23 protein-coding genes are annotated in these 22,967 nt (G+C 62.1%); 8 read left to right on the forward strand and 15 right to left on the reverse strand.

Going from position 1 to position 22,967, the window contains the following annotated elements:
* Window positions 1-702, reverse strand: a complete 702-nt coding sequence (locus ACIN8IBEIGE_RS01175; RefSeq protein WP_160013039.1) for a YafY family protein — start codon at window positions 700-702, stop codon at window positions 1-3.
* Window positions 703-764: 62 nt separating this feature from the next.
* Window positions 765-1,130 (reverse strand): VOC family protein, encoded by a 366-nt coding sequence (locus ACIN8IBEIGE_RS01180; RefSeq protein WP_160013040.1) that lies wholly within the window; start codon window positions 1,128-1,130, stop codon window positions 765-767.
* A 239-nt stretch (window positions 1,131-1,369) separates the two neighbouring features.
* Between ACIN8IBEIGE_RS01180 and alr the strand changes: the two genes are divergently transcribed.
* Window positions 1,370-2,449, forward strand: coding sequence for an alanine racemase (gene alr, locus ACIN8IBEIGE_RS01185; protein WP_160013041.1), 1,080 nt, complete (start codon window positions 1,370-1,372; stop codon window positions 2,447-2,449).
* A 1-nt stretch (window position 2,450) separates the two neighbouring features.
* Here the strand turns inward: alr and ACIN8IBEIGE_RS01190 are convergent, their stop codons facing one another.
* Both ACIN8IBEIGE_RS01190 and ACIN8IBEIGE_RS01195 read right to left on the reverse strand, forming a co-directional pair.
* Entirely contained in the window at window positions 2,451-4,355 is a 1,905-nt protein-coding gene (locus ACIN8IBEIGE_RS01190; protein ID WP_160013042.1) for a diguanylate cyclase, read from the reverse strand.
* Between the two features lie 134 nt (window positions 4,356-4,489).
* On the reverse strand, window positions 4,490-6,367 hold the full coding sequence (locus ACIN8IBEIGE_RS01195; protein ID WP_178124315.1) for a diguanylate cyclase: 1,878 nt from the start codon (window positions 6,365-6,367) through the stop codon (window positions 4,490-4,492).
* Between the two features lie 235 nt (window positions 6,368-6,602).
* Between ACIN8IBEIGE_RS01195 and ACIN8IBEIGE_RS01200 the strand changes: the two genes are divergently transcribed.
* Complete coding sequence (locus ACIN8IBEIGE_RS01200; protein ID WP_160016277.1) at window positions 6,603-8,933, forward strand: YgiQ family radical SAM protein; 2,331 nt, start codon at window positions 6,603-6,605, stop codon at window positions 8,931-8,933.
* A 138-nt stretch (window positions 8,934-9,071) separates the two neighbouring features.
* Here the strand turns inward: ACIN8IBEIGE_RS01200 and ACIN8IBEIGE_RS01205 are convergent, their stop codons facing one another.
* The 4 genes from ACIN8IBEIGE_RS01205 to ACIN8IBEIGE_RS01220 all read right to left on the reverse strand — a co-directional run bounded on the left by ACIN8IBEIGE_RS01205 (window position 9,072) and on the right by ACIN8IBEIGE_RS01220 (window position 12,788).
* Window positions 9,072-10,337, reverse strand: coding sequence for an Hsp70 family protein (locus ACIN8IBEIGE_RS01205; protein ID WP_160013044.1), 1,266 nt, complete (start codon window positions 10,335-10,337; stop codon window positions 9,072-9,074).
* Window positions 10,338-10,492: 155 nt separating this feature from the next.
* The gene (locus ACIN8IBEIGE_RS01210) at window positions 10,493-11,446 is read right to left on the reverse strand and encodes a YbhN family protein (RefSeq protein WP_372239976.1); all 954 of its coding nucleotides are present in this window, start codon (window positions 11,444-11,446) and stop codon (window positions 10,493-10,495) included.
* A gap of 151 nt (window positions 11,447-11,597) precedes the next feature.
* Window positions 11,598-12,035: a YqaA family protein gene (locus ACIN8IBEIGE_RS01215; RefSeq protein ID WP_160013046.1), complete on the reverse strand. Its 438-nt coding sequence runs from the start codon at window positions 12,033-12,035 to the stop codon at window positions 11,598-11,600.
* A gap of 24 nt (window positions 12,036-12,059) precedes the next feature.
* On the reverse strand, window positions 12,060-12,788 hold the full coding sequence (locus ACIN8IBEIGE_RS01220; protein WP_160013047.1) for a VC0807 family protein: 729 nt from the start codon (window positions 12,786-12,788) through the stop codon (window positions 12,060-12,062).
* Window positions 12,789-13,050: 262 nt separating this feature from the next.
* Here ACIN8IBEIGE_RS01220 and ACIN8IBEIGE_RS01225 point away from each other — a divergent pair, with 262 nt between their 5' ends.
* The 6 genes from ACIN8IBEIGE_RS01225 to ACIN8IBEIGE_RS01250 all read left to right on the forward strand — a co-directional run bounded on the left by ACIN8IBEIGE_RS01225 (window position 13,051) and on the right by ACIN8IBEIGE_RS01250 (window position 18,071).
* Complete coding sequence (locus tag ACIN8IBEIGE_RS01225; protein ID WP_256665018.1) at window positions 13,051-13,992, forward strand: substrate-binding domain-containing protein; 942 nt, start codon at window positions 13,051-13,053, stop codon at window positions 13,990-13,992.
* Window positions 13,993-14,094: 102 nt separating this feature from the next.
* Window positions 14,095-14,856, forward strand: coding sequence for an ABC transporter substrate-binding protein (locus ACIN8IBEIGE_RS01230; protein ID WP_160013049.1), 762 nt, complete (start codon window positions 14,095-14,097; stop codon window positions 14,854-14,856).
* A gap of 53 nt (window positions 14,857-14,909) precedes the next feature.
* Entirely contained in the window at window positions 14,910-15,665 is a 756-nt protein-coding gene (locus ACIN8IBEIGE_RS01235; protein ID WP_256665019.1) for an ABC transporter substrate-binding protein, read from the forward strand.
* A gap of 72 nt (window positions 15,666-15,737) precedes the next feature.
* Window positions 15,738-16,736 carry a type II secretion system F family protein gene (locus tag ACIN8IBEIGE_RS01240; protein ID WP_160013050.1) on the forward strand — a complete coding sequence of 333 codons (999 nt, stop codon included), beginning with the start codon at window positions 15,738-15,740 and terminating at the stop codon, window positions 16,734-16,736.
* A gap of 130 nt (window positions 16,737-16,866) precedes the next feature.
* Window positions 16,867-17,730, forward strand: a complete 864-nt coding sequence (locus tag ACIN8IBEIGE_RS01245) for an oxaloacetate decarboxylase (RefSeq protein ID WP_160013051.1) — start codon at window positions 16,867-16,869, stop codon at window positions 17,728-17,730.
* A 74-nt stretch (window positions 17,731-17,804) separates the two neighbouring features.
* Window positions 17,805-18,071 carry a DksA/TraR family C4-type zinc finger protein gene (locus ACIN8IBEIGE_RS01250; protein ID WP_160013052.1) on the forward strand — a complete coding sequence of 89 codons (267 nt, stop codon included), beginning with the start codon at window positions 17,805-17,807 and terminating at the stop codon, window positions 18,069-18,071.
* Window positions 18,072-18,093: 22 nt separating this feature from the next.
* On the opposite strand, the gene ureC is transcribed toward ACIN8IBEIGE_RS01250, so the two are convergent.
* The 7 genes from ureC to ACIN8IBEIGE_RS01285 form a co-directional block, all read right to left on the reverse strand.
* On the reverse strand, window positions 18,094-19,794 hold the full coding sequence (gene ureC / locus ACIN8IBEIGE_RS01255) for an urease subunit alpha (protein ID WP_160013053.1): 1,701 nt from the start codon (window positions 19,792-19,794) through the stop codon (window positions 18,094-18,096).
* 101 nt (window positions 19,795-19,895) lie between these two features.
* Window positions 19,896-20,204 (reverse strand): urease subunit beta, encoded by a 309-nt coding sequence (locus ACIN8IBEIGE_RS01260; protein WP_160013054.1) that lies wholly within the window; start codon window positions 20,202-20,204, stop codon window positions 19,896-19,898.
* Complete coding sequence (locus ACIN8IBEIGE_RS01265) at window positions 20,201-20,731, reverse strand: GNAT family N-acetyltransferase (RefSeq protein ID WP_160013055.1); 531 nt, start codon at window positions 20,729-20,731, stop codon at window positions 20,201-20,203. Before ACIN8IBEIGE_RS01265 ends, ACIN8IBEIGE_RS01260 begins: the two co-directional genes overlap by 4 nt.
* Complete coding sequence (locus ACIN8IBEIGE_RS01270) at window positions 20,731-21,243, reverse strand: GNAT family N-acetyltransferase (protein WP_160013056.1); 513 nt, start codon at window positions 21,241-21,243, stop codon at window positions 20,731-20,733. Before ACIN8IBEIGE_RS01270 ends, ACIN8IBEIGE_RS01265 begins: the two co-directional genes overlap by 1 nt.
* Before the next feature lie 151 nt (window positions 21,244-21,394).
* Window positions 21,395-21,697, reverse strand: coding sequence for an urease subunit gamma (ureA, locus tag ACIN8IBEIGE_RS01275; protein WP_160013057.1), 303 nt, complete (start codon window positions 21,695-21,697; stop codon window positions 21,395-21,397).
* A 3-nt stretch (window positions 21,698-21,700) separates the two neighbouring features.
* The gene (locus ACIN8IBEIGE_RS01280; RefSeq protein WP_160013058.1) at window positions 21,701-22,534 is read right to left on the reverse strand and encodes an urease accessory protein UreD; all 834 of its coding nucleotides are present in this window, start codon (window positions 22,532-22,534) and stop codon (window positions 21,701-21,703) included.
* A complete protein-coding gene (locus ACIN8IBEIGE_RS01285) occupies window positions 22,531-22,947 on the reverse strand; it encodes a hypothetical protein (RefSeq protein ID WP_160013059.1) in 417 nt (138 codons plus the stop codon). Before ACIN8IBEIGE_RS01285 ends, ACIN8IBEIGE_RS01280 begins: the two co-directional genes overlap by 4 nt.
* Window positions 22,948-22,967: the final 20 nt, after the last annotated feature.

The raw sequence follows: 22,967 nt of genomic DNA on the forward strand, positions 1-22,967 counted from the left end.
TTAGCTTTTGTACAGTGGTGCGGTGGCGTGTTCGCCTAGAAACGGTTTGAGGTAGTCCTCCAGGCGTTGGCCATCTACCGGTTCAAAGGTTTCCGCGCGGTCCTGCAGCTGCTGCACGCGGTCGATGCGGAAGTTGCGGAAGTCGTTGCGCAGCTCACACCAGCCGCACAGCGTCCAGGTTTGCCCCCAGAAAAACAGCCCCAGCGGCCAGACGCAGCGTTGGCTGGTTCTACCGCGTTCATCGCGGTAACTGATCAGCAGTTTGTGGTGCTGGCGTATGGCCTGGCGCAACTGGCCGAGCCAGTGCACAGGGTACGGATTGGTTTCCGGGGCAAACAGCTGATTGCGATTGAACTCATCGCGCAGCTCGTTGGGCAGCACGCTGTGGATTTTCGCCAGTGCCGATTCGGCGGCTCGTTGCAGCTCTGGGTCCGCCCAGGCTTTGACCATGCGCGCGCCCACCAGCAGCGCCTCAATCTCCTCGCGCTCGAACATCAAGGGCGGCAAATCCATCGGTTGGCGCAGCACGTAGCCGACGCCGGCTTCACCTTCCAGCGGCACTCCGGAAAGGGAAAGGTCCTGGATATCGCGATAAATGGTGCGCACCGATACCTGCAGGCGTTCGGCCAGCCACTGGGCGGTGGTCAGGCGACGGCTGCGCAGGAACTGCACGATTTGAAACAGACGGTCGGCGCGTCTCATGTTGTCTCAGCTGTTCCGCTCTGGATGACCGGGCGCGCTGACGCACGCCCGGAGGGTTGGGCTTAGGACATGCTATGCAGGCCCACTTCGTTACCTTCACTGTCTTTTATCACAGCGATAAAACCATGCGGCGCGATAGACATCTTACTGTGGATGATCACGCCCCCAGCCGTGGGAACCCGGTTCACCACGGCGTCCAGCTGGCCCTCGACGTTCAGGTAGATTCGGGTGCCGCCAATGCCGCTCTGTTGCTCGGCTGATTCACTCAGGCAACCACCGACCCCGCTTTCTTGTGCATAGGGGAAAAGCGCGACGCGTCCGCCCATGCCATCCATTGCCTCCAGTGGCGTTGCCAGAACGCGTTCATAGAAGCCACGGGCACGTTCGAAGTTGCTGACAAATAGTTCGAACCAGTTGATCGCATTCATTTTCTCTCTCCTTGAAGGTTGGGGTCGACAGGCCGCGGCAGTATCTGAGGGCGCGTTCTAACCTGTGGAGCCCACTCTAGGGGAGTGCTACTGCCAGCTTATTGTCAGTAGCTTTCACGGCTGTGCAATTAAATTTGCGGCGCTAACTGCGGCGCCGCAGTGTGCTGAGCGACCTGACGCTTGCAGCTCGGGAGTCGGGGGTTAAGATGCTCGGCTTTAGCCTGCCGTGGAGCCCTGTCATGCGTCCTCTTGTTGCCACTGTTGATCTGTCAGCCATCGCCCATAACTACGCGGTGGCCAAACGTTGTGCGCCGGGCCGACAGGCATTTGCGGTGGTCAAGGCGAATGCCTACGGGCATGGCGTGCGTGAGGTGGTGACGGCCTTGCACGATGTTGCCGATGGCTTTGCTGTGGCCAGCCTGGAGGAAGCCGCCGAGGTGCGTGCGCTGCATGGTGAGGCAAGGATTCTGTTGCTCGAAGGCTGCTTCGAGGCGGCGGAGTATCAGTTTGCCGCGCAGCTAGGCCTGGATCTGGTGTTGCACAGCGAGCAGCAGGCGCAGCAGCTGCTCGCCGCTAATCTATCGCGCCCGCTGAATCTGTGGCTGAAGCTGGACAGCGGCATGCATCGCCTGGGCTTCAGCGCCGCTGCCGTGCGTGAATGGCATGGTCGTTTACAGGGCGCAGCGCAGCTGGCCGAGTTGAACCTGGTCAGCCACTTTGCCTGCGCCGATGAGCGTGGCGGCGAGACCAGCGAACTGCAGCTTGAGCAGTTTCTCGATCTACTGGATCTGGATTTTGCCCAGCGCTCGCTGGCCAACTCGGCGGCAATTCTGACCATCCCTGCTGCGCATATGGATTGGCTGCGGCCTGGCATCATGCTTTATGGCGCCACGCCTTTTGCTGAGCTGGGCGCCGCTGAGCTGGGCTTGCGCCCGGCGATGAGCCTGACCGCGCAGCTGATTGCCTGCCGTGAGGTAGCAATCGGTGAAACGGTTGGCTATGGCGGCACCTGGCGAGCTGAGCGGCCGTCGCGTATCGGCACCGTGAGTTGCGGTTATGCCGATGGCTACCCGCGCCATACTCCGACCGGTACGCCGGTTGTCGTCCGTGGCCAGCGGGTGGCGCTGGTCGGGCGGGTGTCGATGGATATGCTGACGGTCGACCTGACTGACGTGCCCGATGCCGCTGTAGGTGATGCGGTCGAGTTGTGGGGTACACAGTTGCCGGTGGATGAGGTGGCGCAGGCTGCCGGCACCATTGGTTATGAGCTGCTCAGCAAGGTCACTGCGCGGGTACCACGGCGCTATCGCAGCAGCTGAGTCAAAGCAGGCCGCTGGGTACGCTGAGCACATCCAGGTGCAGGCGCGCGCTGTTGCTCAATTCACCGCCCTCACCGCACACCGCCGAGCCTGAACGGCCGCGGGTTTTGACGCGGTAGAGCATCTCGTCGGCTGCCTTGTAAAGCGCGGTAAAGGTGCCGGCGTGTTGTGGATACAGTGCCACGCCAATGCTGATGGTCACGGTCAGCCGTTCGGCGCCGTACATCACCGGTTTGGCCAGCTCGGCGAGCAGGCGGTTGGCAATTTCCCGCGCATGCTCTTCGGCATCGGCACCGCACACCAGTACGGCAAACTCGTCGCCGCCCAGGCGTGCCACGGCGTCGCCTGCGCGCACATGCTCACGCAGGCGCAGGGCGATCTGTTGCAGCATCAGGTCGCCGGCATCGTGGCCGTGCTTATCATTGATCGGCTTGAAATGGTCGAGGTCGATCAGCAGCAGGGCAATCGCTTCGCTGTGCCGACGGGCGTTGGCCAGGGCGGTTTCGCAGCGTTCAACCAGGTAGCGGCGGTTTGGCAGTTCAGTCAGCGGGTCGTGAAACGCCGCGTGCTGCAGCGCCTGCTCACGCTGGCGCAGGCGTTCATTGGTGGCGGCCAGTTCTGCGGTGCGCAGTTCAACCGAGTGCTGCAGTTCGGCGGCATTGGCCTGGGCCTGGGCCAAGCGTGCGGTTTTCTCACGGTCGGCCTGGAGAATCGCGTCGGCCTTTTCCTGTTTGAGAATCTGGATGCGATAAGCCAGGGCGAAGGAGAACAGGATCGCCTCGGCCGCCACTGCCAGCGGGAACAGGTAAGCGGTGGACTCGCCCGGCTGCACCACGCCGGCGGCGCGCAGCACCAGAATCACAAAGCTCAGCAGCACGCTGCCGTAGCCCAGCAGGTAGAACAGCGCCGGGGTAAAGCCCTGTCTCCAGCGGATGACGGCACTGAGCAGCAGGGTAGGGACAGTGACAATCGGGATCAGCCCGATCAGCAGGCCGGTTTCACTGCGATAGCCGGCGAGGTTGACCGCCAGGGCCAGCAGGTAGACCACGACACAGCCGTTGAGGATGCTGTGGGCAATGCGCAGGGTGGTGCGGGTGGACAGCAGTGCCTGGGCAAAACGCAGGATGCCGAGACTGACCAGAATGGGCAGGGTGATGCGATCCAGCCAGGGGGGCACCGGGCCGTCAGGCCAAAGGTACTGGAAGCCGTGGCCGCTCATGCTAGCGATAAACACCAATGAGGCCGCCATGGTCAGTACATACCAGAGGTACGCTGGGTCGCGCAGGGCCAGCAGGATAAACAGGTTGTACAGCAGTAGGGCAAGAATCACCCCGTAGATCAGGCCGAGCACCAGATGCTCGCGCTTGGCCAGTTGCTCGAGGTCGTGCAGCTGCCAGATACGCAGCGGGAAGGAGTTGCCGGCCGGATCAAAGGTGCGCAGGTAAATGGTTTGCGCCTGCTCGCCGAGCGGTGGCAGGCGGAATACCGCGCGGCGGTAATCGTGGTCGCGGCCTTCGGCGAAACCGACGCGTTCACCGGCCTGGCGCAGTTGCCATTGGCCTGTGGCGCTGGGAAGGAATATTTGCAGGTCGAGCAGGGTGACCGCGCCGACTTCCAGCCACCATTGTGCGGGCGCGTCACTGCTGCGCTGCAGGCTGAGTTTGATCCACCAGGGGTTGCCGCTCTGACCCACGCTGGTGCGCCCGGCGGCGGGTTGAAAGCGGCTTTGCACGGCGGGATCGGTCATGTCGGCAATGCTCAGTTGGCCGTCGACATCCTCCAGCAGTTCGATCTGGCCGTTGAGCACGCTGCCACTACTTGGCGCGCTCAGCAGCACCGGGCTGGCAAAGCTCGGGCCGCTAAACAGGCTCAGCAATAGCAAGATGGATAAGGTGAGGCGCTGCACTGCGGACGTCCTGATGTCGAGTGGCGTTTGCGCGAGTATAGGCGCAGCTGTGTGATCGTTCACAGAAGTTGCCAGCACGACATTGGTTTGGTGATAACTGTGCTGTGAGCGTTTTGATCGCTGCCTTCGTGTAATCAGCCCAAGCCACTGGGTACATTCAGCACATCCAGTTGCAGGCGCGCGCTGCTGCTCAGCTCGCCGTCCTCCCCGCAAACAGCCGAGCCTGAACGACCGCGGCTCTTGACCTTGTAGAGCATTTCGTCGGCGGCCTTGTACAGCGTGGTGAAGTTGCTGGCGTGACGCGGATACAGCGCCACGCCGATGCTGATGGTTACGGTCAGGCGGTCAGCACCATAGGCCACCGGCTTGGCCAGCTCGTCCAGCAGGCGGCGGGCGATATCGCGGGCATGCTGTTCGGCGTCCTCGCCGCAGATCAGTACGGCAAATTCATCGCCGCCCAGGCGCGCCACCGCGTCACCCGAGCGTACGTGCTCGCGCAGACGTTGAGCGATGCTTTGCAGCATGAGGTCGCCGGCATCGTGGCCGTATCTGTCGTTGATCGGTTTGAAATGGTCGAGGTCAATCAGCAGCAGAGCCGTGGCTTCATTGTGCCGACGGGCATTGGCCAGCGCCGCTTCGCAGCGCTCGACCAGAAAACGTCGATTGGGCAGCTCGGTCAGCGGGTCGTGGAAGGCGGCGTGCTGGAGCTCGCGCTCGCGTTCGCAGAGTTGCTGGTTGGCCTGCGCCAGTTCGGCAGTACGCAGTTTGACCGCACTTTGCAGTTCATCGGCGCTGCCTTGCATCTGCGCCAGACGTGCCGTTTTTTCGCGATCAGCCTGTTCCAGGGCTTCGGCTTTTTCCTGCTTGAGCGTTTGGATACGGTACGCCAGGGCGAAGGAGAACAGAATCGACTCCGCTGCCACTGACAGCGGGAACACATAAGCATTCCAGGTGGCCGGCTGTACCAGGCCGGTGGCGCGCATCAGCGCCAGACTGATGCTGCCGAGAATCAGGCCATAGCCAAAGAGATAGAGCAGGGCCGGGAAGTAACCCTGGCGCCAGCGAATCAGGGCCGAGCCCAGCGCTGCAGGGATGCTGGTCAGCGATAGCAGGGCAATGATCCAGGCAGCGGTATGGCGTTGTCCCAGGCCCTCCAGGGCGACTGCAATCACATAGCAGACGCAGGCCAGGCTCAACAGATGATGAGCCCAGCGCACATGGGTGCGGGTTTGCATCAGGCATTGAGTAAAGCGGCAGGCGCAGAAGCCCCAGAGCGATGGCAGGGTGACACGGTCCAGCCAGAAGGGCACAGGATTGTTTGGCCACAGGTACTGAAAGCCATGGCCGCTCATGCTGAGGATCATCAGCAGCGCGCCGGCGGTGGTCAGCACGTACCAGAAATAGGCCGAGTCGCGCAGGCTGAAGAAGATAAACAGGTTGTACAGCAGCAGCGCGGCGATGATGCCGTAGACCACGCCAAGTGCGAGGTTCTCTTCTGCGGCGCCTTGGATCAGCTGATCCAGCTGCCAGGCGCGCATCGGGAACGAGTTGCCGGCCGGGTCATAGCTGCGCAGATAAAAGGTCAGCGGTTGTGGGCTCAGCTCCGGCAGTTTGAACAGCATGTGGCGGAATTCGTGATCGCGGCCTTCTTTATGGTTGACCAGCTCGCCGGATTGTCGCTCCTGCCAGCGGCCATTCTGCCCGGGCAGGTACAGGCGCAGGTCGAGCTGGGTGACCGAACTGACTTCCAGCCACCACTGGCTGGGGGCATCGCTAGTGCGCTGCAGGGTAACCTTGATCCACCAGGGGTTAAGACTCTGGCCTACGCTGGCGCGCCCATTGGCCGGCTGGAAGCGGCTCTGAATGGCCGGGTCGGCCATATCGGCAATGGTCAGTTGTGCGCTGCTGTCTTCCAGCAGTTCGATGTCGGTGTTTAGGGAAATGCCACTGCTGGTGGGCGTGAGCGTGATGGCTGCATTCGAAAGGCCAGGCAGCAGGGCTAGGCTCAACATGATTAGGATGGAAAAAGCTAAGCGTTGCAGCACGTTCACCCCTTGTCCCGGCTATTGGCGGCCGATGTTATGCGCTGGAGTATAGCCGTAAGCCACTACAGGAAGACTACAAGTCGTAGGGGATTTTTACGCGCTTAATCCGAGTGTCTGAGTCGGGTTTGGTTAAAATTTGTGCTATATTCCGCGCCCGCGATTTTCCATCCCTGTTCGCCAACACCGGTCACTTTTCATGCCCATGCAAGCCGCCAAGCCGTTATTCGATTATCCAAAGTACTGGGCCGAGTGTTTCGGGCCGGCGCCGTTCCTGCCAATGAGCCGGGAAGAGATGGATCTGCTCGGCTGGGACAGCTGCGACATCATCATCGTGACCGGTGACGCCTATGTGGATCACCCCTCGTTCGGCATGGCCATTATTGGCCGCCTGCTGGAGTCGCAAGGCTTTCGCGTGGGCATCATTGCCCAGCCGAACTGGCAGTCGAAAGACGATTTCATGAAGCTTGGTGAGCCGAACCTGTTCTTCGGCGTCGCGGCCGGCAACATGGATTCGATGATCAACCGCTACACCGCTGACAAGAAAATCCGCTCCGACGACGCCTACACCCCTGGCGGCCTGGCCGGCAAGCGCCCGGACCGCGCCAGCCTGGTGTACAGCCAGCGCTGCAAGGAAGCCTACAAGCACGTGCCGATCGTGCTCGGCGGCATTGAGGCATCCTTGCGCCGTATTGCGCATTACGACTACTGGCAAGATCGCGTGCGCAACTCGATCCTGATCGACGCCAGCGCCGATATCCTGCTGTATGGCAACGCCGAGCGCGCCATCGTCGAAGTGGCCCAGCGTCTGTCCTATGGCCACAAGATCGAAGACATTACCGACGTGCGCGGCACCGCGTTTATCCGCCGTGATACGCCGCAGGGCTGGTATGAAGTGGACTCCACCCGTATCGACCGGCCGGGCAAGATCGACAAGATCATCAACCCGTATGTGAACACCCAGGACACCCAGGCCTGCGCCATCGAGCAGGAGAAAGGTGCGGCCGGCTCAGGCCCGCAGGAAGATCCGAACGAGCCGAAGGTTGTGCAGATTCTCGCCAGCCCACGGATGACCCGTGACAAGACGGTGATTCGCCTGCCGTCGATGGAGAAGGTGCGTAACGACCCAGTGCTCTACGCCCACGCCAACCGCGTGCTGCACCTGGAAACCAACCCGGGCAACGCCCGCGCGCTGGTACAGAAGCATGGTGAGGTGGATGTGTGGTTCAACCCGCCACCCATCCCGATGACCACCGAAGAGATGGACTACGTGTTCGGCATGCCCTATCAGCGCGTGCCGCATCCGGCGTATGGCAAGGAGAAGATTCCGGCCTACGAAATGATCCGTTTTTCGGTGAACATCATGCGCGGCTGTTTCGGCGGCTGTACCTTCTGTTCAATCACCGAGCACGAAGGGCGGATTATCCAGAACCGTTCGGAAGAGTCGATCATCCGCGAGATCGAAGAGATCCGCGACAAGGTGCCGGGCTTTACCGGGGTGATTTCCGACCTCGGCGGGCCGACTGCCAACATGTACCGCATCGCCTGCAAGAGCCCGGAAATCGAATCCGCATGCCGCAAGCCGTCCTGCGTATTCCCTGGCATCTGCCCGAACCTGAATACCGATCACTCCAGCCTGATCCAGCTGTACCGTAGTGCGCGTGCGCTGCCGGGGGTGAAGAAGATCCTGATTGCCTCGGGCCTGCGCTACGACCTCGCCGTCGAGTCGCCGGAGTATGTCAAGGAGCTGGTCACCCACCACGTTGGCGGCTACCTGAAGATCGCCCCGGAGCACACCGAGGAAGGCCCGCTGAATCAGATGATGAAGCCGGGTATTGGCAGCTACGACAAGTTCAAGCGCATGTTCGAGAAGTACTCGAAAGAGGCGGGTAAAGAGCAGTACCTGATCCCGTACTTTATCGCCGCGCACCCCGGTACCACTGACGAGGACATGATGAACCTCGCGCTGTGGCTCAAGGGCAATGGCTTCCGTGCCGACCAAGTGCAGGCGTTCTACCCCTCGCCGATGGCCACTGCCACGGCCATGTACCACTCGGGCAAGAACCCGCTGCGCAAGGTCAGCTACAAGAGCGACGGCGTGACCATCGTCAAGAGCGAAGAACAGCGCCGCCTGCACAAGGCGTTCCTGCGTTACCACGACCCGAAAGGCTGGCCGATGCTGCGCGAAGCGCTGCTGCGCATGGGTCGTGGCGATCTGATCGGCAATGGCAAACACCAGCTGATTCCGGCTTTCCAGCCCAAGGTCGACGAGTACCACAGCGCACGGCGGAAGAACTCGACGCCGGCTGGTAGCCACAAGGTTGCCAAGGACACCAGCAAGGGCAAGCCAATGCTGACCCAGCACACCGGCTTGCCGCCGCGTGATACTGGTGCGGCCGGTGGCAACCCCTGGGACAAGCGTGAGCAGGCCAAGGCCGCAGCGCAGGCGCGTAACCAGCAGGCGGCCAAGGAACGCGCCGATGCCGCGAAAGGCAAAGGCAAGAAGCCGCCGAAGAAGCCGGTGGTGCCGCGCTGATTCTGCAGCATAAAAAACGCCAGCGCTAAGCTGGCGTTTTTTATGCTGGCGTTTGCCGTTGTATCGCGGCTAAAGCCCCTCCCACGGAGCCCGATGTGTTTGTGGAGGGGGGGCTTTAGCCGCGAGCTGTTGCAGTGTTTAGCCGTAGCGTTTGTGCGCCTCGATGGCCAGGCCGCTGCCGATGCTGCCGAAGGTGTTGCCTTCCACGTGCTGGGCATTTGGCAGCATCGCCGCGACGCTCTGGCGCAACGCCGGAATACCGCTGGAACCGCCGGTAAAGAACACCGTATCGACCTGCTCAACACTGACGCCGGCATCGCCGAGCAGTTGGGTGACGCTGGCACGCACGCGCTCCAGCAGTGGTTCGATGGCATCCTCAAACAGTGTGCGGGTCAGCTCGGCGACCAGGCCGTCTTCCAGACGACTGAGGTCGATGGGCCGCGCATCCTGTTCGGTCAGGGCGATCTTGCTGTCTTCCACCTGCATCGCCAGCCAGTGACCGTCGCGCCGTTCGATCAACTGGAACAGGCGGTCAATGCCGGTGGGGTCGACGATGTCGTAGCGCATGCTCTGCAGTTGGCGCTGCGACTGCGCCGAATAGACCGCGTTGATGGTGTGCCAGGTGGCCAGGTTGAGGTGGGTGCTGGTGGGCATCGGCGCATCGCTCTTCATCCGGCTGCCGTAGCCGAACAGCGGCATCACGCCGGCTAGCGACAGCTGTTTGTCGAAGTCGGTACCGCCGATATGCACGCCGCCGGTGGCGAGGATGTCGCTGTGACGATCCGCCACTGAGCGGCGTTCGGGCGCCAGGCGCACCAGGGAGAAGTCCGAGGTACCGCCGCCGATATCGACGATCAGCACCAGCTCTTCGCGGTTGATGCCCGATTCGTAGTCGAAGGCCGCGGCTATCGGTTCGTACTGGAACGACACGTCCTTGAAGCCGAGCTTGTGCGCCACGGCCACCAGGGTGTTCTGTGCTTCCAGATCGGCCGCGAGGTCATCGTCGACGAAGAACACCGGGCGGCCCAGCACCACTTCTTCAAAGGGACGGCCCGCAGTGTTTTCCGCGCGGGTTTTCAGCTCGCCGATAAAGAAGCCGAGCAAGTCCTTGAACGGCAGGGCGCTGCCCAGCACCGTGGTTTCGCTTTTCAGCAGCTTGCTGCCCAAGAGGCTTTTCAGCGAGCGCATCAGGCGGCCTTCGTAGCCTTCCAGGTATTCCTGCAACGCGAGGCGGCCATACACCGGGCGGCGTTCTTCGAGGTTGAAGAACACCACCGAGGGCAGGGTGATCTTGCCGTCTTCCAGGGGAATCAGCGTCTCGGCGTCGGGGCGTAGCCAGCCGACGGTGGAGTTGGAGGTGCCAAAGTCGATGCCGCAGGCGCGGGCGGGCGTGGAAAGGGTCATGCGGCGCGCTGTTCCTGAATAAGTACCGGGAGGTTTCTGGGCATCCTGTCACGAAGCCGGCGAGTGGCTGTTGTGAAGGCGTGCCGCAAAAACGGCCGCGCATTCTATGCGAGTGTGCGGCGCAATGCTGCCCCCGGTTATCCGGTGTGTGCGACTCAGGGCAAGGGCGGGTTGTCAGGGGTGGTGCGGCGGCTCTGCCACTGCGTCCACTCGAAGCCCAGTACCACCAGTAGCGACAGGGCGAACGGCAACAGCAGGTAGAAGCAGCGGAACACGATCAGCGCGGCGAGAACGTCCGCCGCTGGCAGCTCGGGCATCGCCGCGAGGAAGGTCACTTCCAGCACACCCAGGCCGCCGGGGGCGTGAGACAGCAGCGCCAGCGAGAACGAGGCGAGGAATACGCCGAACACCACCAGATAGCCCGGGTTGTTCTCCGCCGGCAGGGCGAAGTAGATGATCGCTGCCGCGCAAGCCAGCTCCAGTGGGCCGGCCAGCAGTTGGCGGCCGACAATCCCCAGGCGTGGGTATTCGAGATGCAGCTTGCCCCAGTGCCAGGGCTTGAAGTGCCGCCAGGAACCGAGCACATAGAGCGCGACCAACAGCAGCAGGAGCACGCCGATGATTTCGGACACCAGCGGCGTGACTTTCGCCACGCGGTGGATCAGATCCGGCTCCAGCACCAGTACGCAGCCGCTGGCGAGGATGGTGCCGAGGGCGAAGGTAAAGGAGCAGAAGACGATCAGGATGCCGATCTCCTGCGGCGTCATGCCTTTGGTGCGGTAAGCGCGGTAACGCACCAGGGCGCCGGAGAACACTGAGGCACCGATGTTGTGGGCCAGCGCATAGGTAGTGAAGGAGCACAGGCTGATAAAGCGCCAGGAAATCTTTTTGCCCAGGTGAGCGAGGGCGATGCGGTCGTACCAGGCCAGGGCGCTATAGGCGCCAAGGGTGGCTGCTGCGGCCAGCAGCCAATCCAGGCGTGGAATGGCGCGCAGGCTGTCGGCGATTTCATTCAGGGAGATAGTGCGCACTTGGTGATAGAGCAAGTAGCACGACAGCAGCACGGCGCCGAGCCCCACCAGGGTCCAGACCAGATCGCTCCTTTTCATCACGGATGCAGCTCCACTGAGATCACTTCTTCGCATTGCGACTGTCCTCGCACGCGCCTGTGCGAAGGCTGCGCAGTATCACGGAGGCATGGCCGATGCTCAACCTCGGACTTGCCGTTGGCGTTACGGCGTGTGTCGCGCGTGGTGTAACTCAGCTCCAGCCGAGGGTCAGGGCTACCAATACAGCATAGCGGGCGGTTTTCGCCAGGCTGACGATCAGCAGGAAAAACCACAGGCGTTCGCGCATCACCCCGGCCACCAGGGTCAGCGGGTCGCCGATGATCGGCATCCAGCTCAGCAGCAGTGACCAGCGACCATACCGTGCGTAGCCGCGCTGTGCCTGCTGCAGGCGTGCTTCGCTGACGGGGAACCAGGACTTATGGCGAAAGTGTTCCAGGTAGCGGCCGAGCAGCCAGTTGAGCAGTGAGCCGAGGATATTGCCGACGCTGGCCACCGCCAGCAGCGCCCAGGGTGAATAGTCGCTGCTGAGTAGCAGCGCCACCAGCACGCTTTCCGATTGCAGCGGCAGCAGGGTGGCGGCGCCAAGGGCCGAAACAAACAGGCCGAGGTAGGCGGAAAACGTCAACACCCTTGGTACGCCAGGCCGTGTCGTTTAAGGCTGCTTTTCCTGCTCGGCATTGGCCATCACGTCTTCCAGCTTGAGGCCGGTAAGCCCGTGAATGGTGCGCCAGAGGTAATAGAAGATGGCCATCAGCATGATCATCGACGGGATCGCGATCATCGGGTAACTGAGCAGGTTCATCCGCCCCAGTTCGGCGTTGAAGGCTTCGCTGCCGGCTGGACTGATGACGATCCACTTGGCCAGCACGTAGTTCATTGCCGAGGAGAAGAAGAAGGTGCCGCTCAGCCAGTAGGTGGCTCTGAGCAGGCGCGTTTCGAACAGCTCGGTATTACCGGCCTGCTCCAGGCGCTCATGGATTTTGTCGACGTTGAGCACGGTCTTGTTGAACAGCATGGTGCGAATCAGCGGGAAGCGGGTGCGGGTTGATACCAGCACGGCAATACCGATGATGCCGGGGATCGCCGCTTCCTTGATCGCCAGCCACTGGTTGTCCAGCTTGAGCAGGCCGATACCGCCGGTAAGCAGCACACTGATAAGGCCGAGCAGGGCGATAAAGTTGAATTTGCGGTACTTGAGCAGCTCGAAACTGCCCCAGCCCAGCGGGAAAGCCAGCGCCAGCATCAGCGCGCCGTCGGCACCCAGTCGGCTCTCGCCACTGAGCTTCATCAGGATCAGGGAAGGAATCAGGATACTGACCAGTAGATCGATCAGCGGGCGGGGTTTGTGCGTGGCCTGAGTGCTTTGCGTGGTATCGGTCATGTCATTCAAGGTGCAGGAAAGAGACGCGATCATCGCCTGCTTGAACGGCGGCTACCAGCCCAACCGTCGCCTGGAGTGTGAAAAAGTGTGAGGAGCAGGCGTATGCCACGTTTTTTGGCGAATGACCGCTAGTCCCATGCTCGGTGAGGCTAATGGTCTGATGCTAAAGTGATAGCGGTAATTCTACGGTGACGCCTGAGCGCTTTAAGGTACGGTGCATGAGTGCGATGCATGGCGTCGTCAGGTTCTGGGAGTGATGCTGATGTACCGCCGATGCCAAGCGAAATATGCGCTGTTATTCGTTGCGTTGACCTGTTGGGCCACTCAAACGTTGGCAAAGGATTGTATCGGCGTTGTAGCTGCAGGGGCCCTACCCTTTTGGGTACAGGTGGAGGCCGGTGCGCAGCAGGCAGGCAAAGAGCTTGACTTGAATGTGCGCTTTCGTGGGCCCAGCCGCGAGGGGCGTGTGGAAACCCAGCTACAGATTATTGATTGGATGCTGGAGCAAGGCTGTAAGACGCTTGTCATCGCCCCTAGCGGTCCTGAGATTGCCCCGCGTGTGCAGCAACTTGCCGCCAGTGGAGTCAATACCATCTATTTCGACCGTGATCTGCCCGGCAGCGTGGTGCGCGGCGTGGTGGCTACCGATAACTTTCGCGCTGGTGTTCAGGCCGGCCAGGCGTTGGCGTTGGCACTTGGTGGCCAGGGGCAGGTGGCATTATTGCGCTTACAGCGTGGTATTACTTCGACCAGTGAGCGAGAGCGTGGCTTTCGCCAGGGGGCTGAAGCAGGGGGGCTGAGGGTGTTGGTCGATGCCTATATCGGCGATGACAGCCAGGCAGCGGTGGACGCGCTGCGTGATCAGCTTCCGCAGCTGGACGGCGTGTTTACCCCCAATAGCACCAGTACACGGGCTGCTCTGGCTGCACTACGCCGGCTCCATAAAGCCGGTGAGCTGTTCCATATCGGATTTGATGCCGATGAGTTGCTGATCGATGCGTTACGCCAGGGCGAGATCCATAGCCTGATGATTCAGCAGGCTCACGCCATTGGTTATCAGGCCGTGCAGTTGGCGGCGCAAAGCTTGCGTGGTGAGCTGCCGCCGCAACCGGTTAGCGTCGCGTTGCCGGTCATGCAGGTCAATCGCGAAAACCTGGCGCAATGGCAGCGAGCGCGGGAGTTGGAGCTGACTGCAAATCCATAGCCCGCGCGCTGATTTGCCGCAGAGCTCGACTGGTTGCTGAACCAATCGCTGTTTATCATTCTGTTTTTCGGCCCATTGTTCGTGTGTTTCAGGTGTTGCCCAATGTGGTTGAAGTCCTGGTTTGTTGTGTTGTTGCTTGGCTGCTGTACATCTGCGCAGGCTGCCGAGTTGCGCCTGTATACCGAGGAATACCGGCCGCTGAGCTATATCGAAGATGGCAAGCTGACCGGTATGGCCGTGGAAGTGATCGAACTGCTGATTCAGCGTACCGGACAGGACACCCGCATCGAACTGGTGCCCTGGACCCGTGGTTACCATCAGGTGCAGCGCGAGGCCAACAGTGGCTTGTTCTCCACAGTGCGCACCGCACGGCGCGAGGCGCTGTTCCAGTGGGTCGGGCCGATTGCCCGGGGGCATACCAGCTTCTATGCGCGACGCGGCGCCGGGTTGAATGTGCGCACGCTGCAGGATGTCGAGCGCTTCAACACCCTGGCGGTGCCCAAACAGTGGTACTCCTATGAGTACCTCAGCGACCGTGGTATGAAAAACCTCTACGGAGTGCCAACGCCCCAGCACATGATGAAAATGTTCAAGCACGGCCGTATCGAGCTGTTGGTGGCGAATAACCTGGCTCTGGATGACATGCTTTCGCAGCAAGGCATGCGCCGTGATGAGGTGGAGTTGCAGTTCACCTTTATGGGTAACAACTCCTATATCGCCTTTTCGAATAACACCGATCCTGCTCTGGTCCGGCAATGGCAGCTGGCCCTTGATGAGTTACTGCGCGATGGCAGTCTGGAACGGATTCATAAGCGCTGGTTTAACCAGCCGTTCAGCATGCCGAACGCACCTTCCTTGCCATAACGCGACTTGCCCGGCTCTGAGCTAGGCTGAAGTCAGTGCCGGGAGAACCCACTTTGCTCAAACCATGCTGCGCGCTGATGATCTGGCTGCTGCTCTGTCTGGTCGGGCCTGTGCGTGCCGAGTTGCATCTGCTTACCGAGGAAGCGCCGCCGACCAGCTTTAGCCGTGATGGCGAGTTGCACGGCCTGGCCGTAGAAGTGGTGCGCGCGCTGATCGAGCGTACCGGCGACCCCGGCAAGATCGAGCTGCTGCCTTGGACGCGCGGCTACCACCTGGCTCAGCAGGAGCCGAATACGGCGATCTTCTCCACTGTGCGTACGCCGGAGCGTGAGAGCAAGTTTCAATGGGTCGGCCCGCTGCTGATTGGCACCACCAGCTTCTACTCGCTGAAATCGCGCAATCTGCGTTTCGACAACCTGCAGCAAGCCGCCGAGAGCGGGCCGCTGGCAGTGCCGAAACAGTGGTACACCTTTGAAACCCTCAGCGCGCGTGGTTTCAAGAATCTCTACGGGGTTCCCAGCTCGAAGAATATGGTGACCATGCTCAAACATGAGCGGGTGCAGTTGATCGCCACTGAAGACCTGACTCTCAAGGACGAACTGGCCAGCGGCGGTTTGCGCCCGGACCAGGTGCAGGCGCACTTGCCCTTTATGCGGTCGGCTTACTACATCGCCTTCTCCCCGCAGACCGATAAGGCGCTGGTCGAACGCTGGCGGCGCGCCCTCGATGCCATGCATGAGGACGGCAGCTTCGCGCAGATATTCCGCCGCTGGCTGCCGCATGCCGAGTTACCGACGGCAACTGAATAGCCCGCTGCTCTGCAATTCGCGGCCTGCTAACCTGACGCCTGTTATGTCGATCTGACTTCGTTGAGCCCACCTATGCCGCCCCCACGTCCTGCCTTGCCTGATTTTGCTGCGCGCGCCCAGTTGTTCGGCCATCTGGCGGCTATGGAAAAAGCTGGTGTGCCAGTCGAGCGGGCGCTGCTCAGCCTGCAAGTGCCAGCGCGCGCCAGGGCTGCGCTGGCCAGCCTGCAAGCCCATATCGCCGGCGGTAGTGATATGGCCAGTGCCGGGCTGCGCAGTGGCTTGTTCGCCCCGCTGGACAGCACCTTGCTGCGTGCCGCTCAGACCAGCGGCTGCCTGGCGGCGGTTTATCAGCGCTTGGCCGGGCGTTACAACCACCGGGCGCAACAGGCCGCCGCCGTGAAGTCACGCTTGCTGTTGCCGGCAGCCGTGTTGGTGCTGGCGCTGTTTATCCAGCCGCTGCCCGCATTGGTCGGCGGTCAGCTGAGCATCGCCGGTTATCTGTGGGGTGTGCTCTGGCCGTTGTTGGTGCTGGGCGCGCTCTATGGCCTGGGTCGTGGGTCTTACCTGCGTCGTGAGCGCGCGCCTGCTGGTGAGGCTTCGCCGTTCGATGGCCTGTTGGCGAATGTGCCGATTCTCGGTCCCGCGTTGCTGCGGCGTAATCTGCGCGACTTTTTCGACAGCCTGGGGCTGATGCTGGAGGCTGGCATGCCCATGCTCGAAGCTCTGCCCAAGGCCTGCGCGGTGATCCGCCATGCGCCGTTGCGCAAACGCTTCAGCGGTGTGCAGTTGGCTGTGCAGCGCGGCCAAAACCTGGCGCAGGCGTTGGCCAGTGTGGATTTCCCCGGGCAAGGGTTGGCCCTTGGGCTGATTTGTACGGGGGAGGCCAGTGGCGCCTTACCGGCCAGCCTGCTCAACTATGCCGAGGTGGAAACCCAGAAGCTGGATAGCCTGACCGAACAGCTGGCCACCTGGCTACCCCGCGTGCTGTATGCCGGGGTGATGCTGTGGATGGCCTATGGGCTGCTCACCGGTGGCGGCTTTGGTCCACGCTTGCCTGCGGACTTGGGTTAGTGCGCGGCAGGTGAACTGAAAGGCGGGCGCAAGGTTACTGGTCGACTATGTAGTTTTACTACATGACGGGTTTTGTAGTTTTGCTACATAATCCCTTGCTCAGAATTGACCATGACCGATGGTGCACCCCATGCAAAGAACCTCGCATCACGACCTTCGCGCGCAATTTCGTGCGCTTCTTGCTTCGAATAGCTGCTATCACACCGCTTCTGTGTTCGACCCTATGGCTGCTCGAATTGCCGCCGACCTGGGCTTTGAAGTGGGCATCTTGGGTGGTTCTGTAGCTTCACTACAAGTATTGGCCGCACCGGATTTCGCCCTGATCACCCTCAGTGAGTTTGTCGAGCAGGCCACGCGGATTGGCCGCGTCAGCCGCCTGCCGGTCATAGCCGATGCTGACCACGGCTATGGCAATGCGCTCAACGTAATGCGCACCGTGGTGGAACTGGAGCGCGCCGGTATTGCTGCGCTGACCATCGAAGACACGCTGCTGCCGGCGCAATTCGGCCGCAAATCGACCGACCTGATCAGCATCGACGAAGGTGTCGGCAAAATCCGCGCGGCCCTGGAAGCACGGGTTGATCCAGACCTGGCGATCATCGCTCGCACCCATGCCGGCGTGCTGGATGTCAGTGAGGTGGTTCGCCGTACCCAGGCCTATCAGGCGGCCGGCGCTGATGCCATCTGCCTGGTTGGGGTCGAGGATTTTGCCCACCTGGAACAGATCGCCGCCGCCCTGAGTATTCCGCTGATGCTGGTCACCTATGGCAACCCCAAGCTGCGTGACAACGCCCGTCTGGCCAGCCTCGGTGTGCGCATAGTGGTCAACGGCCATGCGGCTTATTTCGCGGCGATCAAGGCCACTTACGACTGCCTGCGTGAGCAGCGCGGCGTCGATGCCTGCGACCTCAGTGCCACCGAGTTGACCCACACCTACACCCAACCCGAGGACTATATCGTTTGGGCCCGCGAGTTTATGGAGGTCAAGGAGTAGGGCGACCACGCGTGCTTGAGATTCGCCCACAGACGGCGCATATCTAGAGGCATACACAGCGGAGGGTAATCGCGATGGCCGGTGGTTGGGCAACTGATGGTGCGGTACAGGAGCAGATCGACAGCAGCATCGAGGACGCCATCCAGCGTGCTCGCAGCCAACTGCCGAAAGGCGAGAGCCTGAGCCACTGCGAGGAGTGCGACGCGGTGATTCCCGAGGCGCGGCGCAACGCCATCCCCGGCGTGCACCTGTGCGTGGCCTGCCAGACCGAGCACGACAGGGAGCAGGCCAAGTTCAGCGGCTATAACCGCCGGGGCAGCAAGGACAGTCAGCTGCGCTGAGGCTGCCTCGCTCCTGTTGGGTTTAGAACAGGAAATAGCGCTGCGCCATTGGCAGTACATCCGCCGGCTCGCACCAGAGCAGCTGGCCATCGGCCTTGACCTGATAGTTCTGCGGATCGACTTCGATATTTGGCAGGTAATCGTTGTGGATCAAGTCGGTCTTCTGCACTTCGCGGCAGCCTTTGACCACACCGATCTTCTTCTTCAGTCCCAGCTGCTCAGGTACACCTGCAGCAAGCGCGGCCTGGCTGATAAAGGTGATGCTGGTGGCATGCCGGCTACCGCCGTAGCTGGCGAACATCGGCCGGTAATGCACCGGTTGCGGCGTCGGGATCGAGGCATTGGCGTCGCCCATCAGGCTGGCGGCAATCGCCCCGCCTTTCAAAATCAGCGTCGGCTTGACCCCAAAGAACGCCGGGCGCCAGAGCACCAGATCGGCCCACTTGCCCACTTCAATCGAACCCACTTCATGGCTGATGCCGTGGGTGATCGCCGGGTTGATGGTGTATTTGGCGATATAGCGTTTGACCCGGAAGTTGCTGTTGCCCGGGCCGTCGCCGTCCAGCGGGCCGCGTTGCTTGTGCATCTTGTCTGCGGTCTGCCAGGTGCGCGTGATCACCTCGCCAACCCGGCCCATGGCCTGGCTGTCGGAGCTGATCATCGAGAAGGCGCCGAGGTCATGCAGGATGTCCTCGGCGGCGATGGTTTCACGGCGGATGCGGCTCTCGGCGAAGGCCACGTCCTCGGCAATGCTCGGGTCGAGGTGGTGGCAGACCATCAGCATGTCCAGGTGTTCATCGATGGTGTTCTTGGTGAACGGTCGGGTCGGATTGGTCGAGCTGGGCAGAACATTAGGAAAGCCGCAGGCCTTGATAATGTCAGGCGCATGGCCGCCGCCGGCACCTTCGGTGTGATAGGTGTGAATGGTGCGGCCCTTGAACGCGCCGAGGGTGGTTTCGACGAAGCCGGACTCGTTCAGCGTGTCGGTGTGGATCGCCACCTGCACGTCGTACTGGTCGGCCACGCTCAGGCAGTTGTCGATGGCCGCTGGAGTGGTGCCCCAGTCTTCGTGCAGTTTGAGGCCGATGGCGCCGGCCTTGACCTGCTCGATCAGCGGCTCCGGCAAGCTGGCATTGCCCTTGCCGGTAAAACCCAGGTTCATCGGGAAGGCGTCGGCGGCCTGCAGCATGCGCGCCATATGCCAGGGCCCCGAGGTGCAGGTGGTGGCGTTGGTGCCGGTGGCCGGCCCGGTGCCGCCGCCGATCATGGTGGTCACCCCACTCATCAACGCCTCTTCGATCTGCTGCGGGCAGATAAAGTGGATATGGGTGTCGATACCGCCCGCCGTGAGGATCATGCCCTCGCCGGCGATTACCTCGGTGCCGGCACCGATGGCGATGGTCACGTCGGGCTGGATATCCGGGTTGCCGGCCTTGCCGATGGCGGCGATGCGGCCGTCCTTGAGGCCTACGTCGGCCTTGACGATGCCCCAGTGGTCGATGATCAGCGCGTTGGTGATCAGGGTATCGACCACATCCGCTGCACACAGTTGACCCTGGCCCATGCCGTCGCGGATCACCTTGCCGCCGCCGAACTTCACTTCCTCGCCATAGCTGGTGAAGTCCTGCTCCACTTCGATCCACAGCTCGGTGTCGGCCAGGCGCACCTTGTCGCCGACGGTGGGGCCGAACATATCGGCATAGGCTTGGCGGGAGATTTTCATGGGTTCGCCTTCAGATTCAATTGGGTTTGCAATCGTTCGCTGCGCTCACTTTCGCGGGCAAGCCCGCTCCTACAGGTGAACGAATTTCCCTGTGGGTGCGCTTAATCCAGTTCGCCCATCACCCGTCCGGCAAAGCCGAACACGCGTCGATGGCCGGCCAGCTCGACCAGTTCCACTTCGCGGCTCTGCCCCGGCTCGAAGCGCACTGCAGTGCCGGCCGGGATATTCAGGCGCATACCGCGTGCGGCGCTGCGGTCAAAGGTCAGCGCGTCATTGGTTTCGAAGAAGTGATAGTGCGAGCCGACCTGGATGGGCCGGTCGCCGCTGTTGGCCACGCTCAAACTGATCGTGCGACGGCCGGCATTAAGCTCGATTTCGCCGTCCTGAATCTGGTATTCGCCGGGAATCATGGCTGTGGCCTCGACAAGGTTTTGTAGTAGATGGCGTTTGCTCGGTATTGGCCGTCAGGGCCACAGGCATAGTCGGGTAGCCCGCCGATGCAGCTGTAGCCAAGTGCCTGATAGAAGGCTTCGGCATCGCTGCCGGCTTCGGTGTCCAGGTACAGCAAACCGCGTTGCCGCTCGGCTGCTTCACCTTCCAGGCGCTGCATCAGGCTGTTGGCGATGCCTCGGCGGCGGGCGTTGCTGTGTACCAGTAGCTTCTGCACTTCGGCGCGGTTGAGGCCATTAGGTTTCTGGCACAGCACCAGTTGCACGCTGCCCAGCACCTGGTCCTGCTCACGGGCCAGCCAGAGCAGGTGGGTGCCGTCATGTATGCCGGCCAGTACCTGGTCGAAATAGGCATTGGCTGCGTCAGCATCGAGGTCGGCGAGAAAGCCCACCGAGGCGCCATGTGCCACGGAGTCGAGCAGCAGGGCCCGCAGGCCCTGGCGATAAGGCTCAAAGTCAGCTGCGTCGAGGCGCTCAATGCTCAGCATCAGGCTTCACTCCTTTCGGGGTGAAGCATCAGCTGCATAAAGGTGAGGTCCAGCCAGCGGCCGAACTTGCGGCCGACCTGGGGCATCTGGCCGGTGGTGACGAAACCGAGGCGCTCGTGCAGGCGGATCGAGGCGCTGTTGCCGCTCTCGATGGCGGCGACCATCACGTGCAGGCCGGCTGCTTGCGCGCGTTCGATCAAGGCGTGCATGAGCAACGGGCCGAGTCCCTGACCGCGTTGGTCGCTGCGTACATACACCGAGTGCTCAACGGTGTGGCGAAAGCCTTCAATGGCGCGCCAGGTGCCGTAGCTGGCATAGCCGAGCACCTCGCCCGTGTCGCTGTGGGCCACCAGCACCGGAAAGCCGGCCGCGGTGCGTTCATTTAGCCAGGCCTGGCGGTTGCCCAGGTCGACCAGGGTTTCGTTCCAGATCGCCGTGGTGTGCTGCACGGCATCGTTGTAGATGGCCAGGATGGCAGGCAGGTCGGCGGCGGTAGCGTCTTGGATAATCATGTGTTTTCCAGGAATCCATTCAAGGTCGTAGCGAGCGCAGCTCAGGCAAGGCGCAAGTTGGCGAGGATGCGCAGTTGACGCCTGTCAATGAGCAATCCGAGCCAACTTGCAACGCAGCATGGGCAAGCGCAGTAGACATTGGATGGGTTCCTTAGGCGATCGGCTGATGGACGGTGACCAGCTTGGTACCGTCAGGAAAGGTCGCTTCGACCTGAATCTCCGGGATCATCTCCGCGATGCCTTCCATCACCTGATCGCGAGTCAGCAGGGTGGTGCCGAAGTGCATCAGCTCGGCCACGGTCTGGCCATTACGGGCGCCTTCCAGCAGCGCGGCGGAGATATAGGCCATGGCTTCCGGGTAGTTGAGCTTTACCCCACGGACCAGGCGGCGTTCGGCCACCAGGCCGGCGGTGAAGATCAGCAGTTTGTCTTTTTCGCGGGGGGTCAGGTCCATCGTTCAGGTGCTCCAGATTCTTGGGGGGACGGCCGTGCGGCCGAGCAGGGCCGGGCGCAATAGCTGCCAGAGGGCAATCAGCCAGGCGCGTGCGTGCAGAGCCTCGCTCGCCAGGCAGCGGGCCACCAGCAGGCCGGGTAATTGGCTCAGATCGCCGCGCACCGCTGTGCTCAGGTTGCGGCAGTGCTCCAGCAGGTCGCTGTCGATTTCACCGCTGATCAGCAGGGTGGCAAACACCGGTTTGCCCGCCAGGCCGATCGGTGAGTCGAGCAGGCCATCACCACCGACCACGCGCTGACGTTCGTGCCAGATCAGCTGGCCGTCGCGGCGGATATTCAGCTGGGCCTGGAAGTGGCCGGCATCGAAGCGTTCACCGCTGGCCGGACGGCCGAGGGCAACGATGTCCCAGTAGAGCAGCTTGGCATCGCCGTGCAGGTCGATCTCGGTGGTCAGTTCCGCCTGTGCGGCGGCGTAGACAATGGTTTCCTGCGGCAGCCATTCCAGGGTGGCACCGGCTTCGACGCGCAGCTTGAGGCTTTGGTACGCCGGGCCGGCGGCGCGGAACCACTTGGCTGCACCGGGACTGGTCAATTGCGCCCAGGCGTTGCTGTCGACCTTGGCTGAAATATCCAGGCGATCACCGCCGGCGATGCCGCCGGGCGGGTGGACGATGATGTGCTGACACACCTCGGGCCCTTCGGCGTACAGGTGCCTCTGCACCCGCAGCGGGCCTTTATGCCGGCGCAAGGTCGGCCGTGTGCAGTCACCGTCGCGGCCATAACCCAGCTCCAGCTCGGCGTGCCAGCTGGGGGTGAAGACGGCGACGGGTGCGTTCATGCCTTCACCCGGTTGCGCCGTTGGCGCCAGGCTTGCACGGCGGAGTAAACACTTAGCAGAACCAGCCCAAGGCTGACCGCCAACCACCATTGCAGGTGCATGCCGTAGTAGGGCGGTGCATGCAGCGCACCTTGCAGCCAGAATAGCGCCAGGCCGATGGCCAGCAGGCAGGCGCACAGCGCACGGCCCCAGGAACGGCAATAGGAGCGCGGACGCAGTATCGCCAGTAGCAGGCCGCATTCGGCCAGGACGACGGCGCAGAAAATCAGCACCGGTTTTAGCGGGTAGGGCAGTTCGCTGCCGGCGGGCAGGGCGCGCAGCATCCAGTAGTCCGGCTGGCTGCCGGCCCAGATCAGCAGAACTATGCCCGTCAGTGCAGTGAGCGGGAGCAGGGCGTGACGCAGGGCAAACATCGGAGCCTCGAGTCCGTGGG

The organism is Pseudomonas sp. 8BK (assembly GCF_902506475.1).
Lineage (GTDB): Bacteria > Pseudomonadota > Gammaproteobacteria > Pseudomonadales > Pseudomonadaceae > Aquipseudomonas > Aquipseudomonas anguilliseptica.

Excerpts from the sequence above, each read along its gene's own strand:
- ACIN8IBEIGE_RS01175 (WP_160013039.1), bottom strand. The coding sequence starts at position 702 with ATGAGACGCGCCGACCGTCTGTTTCAAATCGTGCAGTTCCTGCGCAGC.
- ACIN8IBEIGE_RS01180 (WP_160013040.1), bottom strand. The coding sequence starts at position 1,130 with ATGAATGCGATCAACTGGTTCGAACTATTTGTCAGCAACTTCGAACGT.
- alr (WP_160013041.1), top strand. The coding sequence starts at position 1,370 with ATGCGTCCTCTTGTTGCCACTGTTGATCTGTCAGCCATCGCCCATAAC.
- ACIN8IBEIGE_RS01195 (WP_178124315.1), bottom strand. The coding sequence starts at position 6,367 with ATGTTGAGCCTAGCCCTGCTGCCTGGCCTTTCGAATGCAGCCATCACG.
- ACIN8IBEIGE_RS01200 (WP_160016277.1), top strand. The coding sequence starts at position 6,603 with ATGCAAGCCGCCAAGCCGTTATTCGATTATCCAAAGTACTGGGCCGAG.
- ACIN8IBEIGE_RS01205 (WP_160013044.1), bottom strand. The coding sequence starts at position 10,337 with ATGACCCTTTCCACGCCCGCCCGCGCCTGCGGCATCGACTTTGGCACC.
- ACIN8IBEIGE_RS01210 (WP_372239976.1), bottom strand. The coding sequence starts at position 11,446 with ATGAAAAGGAGCGATCTGGTCTGGACCCTGGTGGGGCTCGGCGCCGTG.
- ACIN8IBEIGE_RS01220 (WP_160013047.1), bottom strand. The coding sequence starts at position 12,788 with ATGACCGATACCACGCAAAGCACTCAGGCCACGCACAAACCCCGCCCG.
- ACIN8IBEIGE_RS01225 (WP_256665018.1), top strand. The coding sequence starts at position 13,051 with ATGTACCGCCGATGCCAAGCGAAATATGCGCTGTTATTCGTTGCGTTG.
- ACIN8IBEIGE_RS01230 (WP_160013049.1), top strand. The coding sequence starts at position 14,095 with ATGTGGTTGAAGTCCTGGTTTGTTGTGTTGTTGCTTGGCTGCTGTACA.
- ACIN8IBEIGE_RS01240 (WP_160013050.1), top strand. The coding sequence starts at position 15,738 with ATGCCGCCCCCACGTCCTGCCTTGCCTGATTTTGCTGCGCGCGCCCAG.
- ACIN8IBEIGE_RS01245 (WP_160013051.1), top strand. The coding sequence starts at position 16,867 with ATGCAAAGAACCTCGCATCACGACCTTCGCGCGCAATTTCGTGCGCTT.
- ACIN8IBEIGE_RS01250 (WP_160013052.1), top strand. The coding sequence starts at position 17,805 with ATGGCCGGTGGTTGGGCAACTGATGGTGCGGTACAGGAGCAGATCGAC.
- ureC (WP_160013053.1), bottom strand. The coding sequence starts at position 19,794 with ATGAAAATCTCCCGCCAAGCCTATGCCGATATGTTCGGCCCCACCGTC.
- ACIN8IBEIGE_RS01260 (WP_160013054.1), bottom strand. The coding sequence starts at position 20,204 with ATGATTCCCGGCGAATACCAGATTCAGGACGGCGAAATCGAGCTTAAT.
- ACIN8IBEIGE_RS01265 (WP_160013055.1), bottom strand. The coding sequence starts at position 20,731 with ATGCTGAGCATTGAGCGCCTCGACGCAGCTGACTTTGAGCCTTATCGC.
- ACIN8IBEIGE_RS01270 (WP_160013056.1), bottom strand. The coding sequence starts at position 21,243 with ATGATTATCCAAGACGCTACCGCCGCCGACCTGCCTGCCATCCTGGCC.
- ureA (WP_160013057.1), bottom strand. The coding sequence starts at position 21,697 with ATGGACCTGACCCCCCGCGAAAAAGACAAACTGCTGATCTTCACCGCC.
- ACIN8IBEIGE_RS01280 (WP_160013058.1), bottom strand. The coding sequence starts at position 22,534 with ATGAACGCACCCGTCGCCGTCTTCACCCCCAGCTGGCACGCCGAGCTG.
- ACIN8IBEIGE_RS01285 (WP_160013059.1), bottom strand. The coding sequence starts at position 22,947 with ATGTTTGCCCTGCGTCACGCCCTGCTCCCGCTCACTGCACTGACGGGC.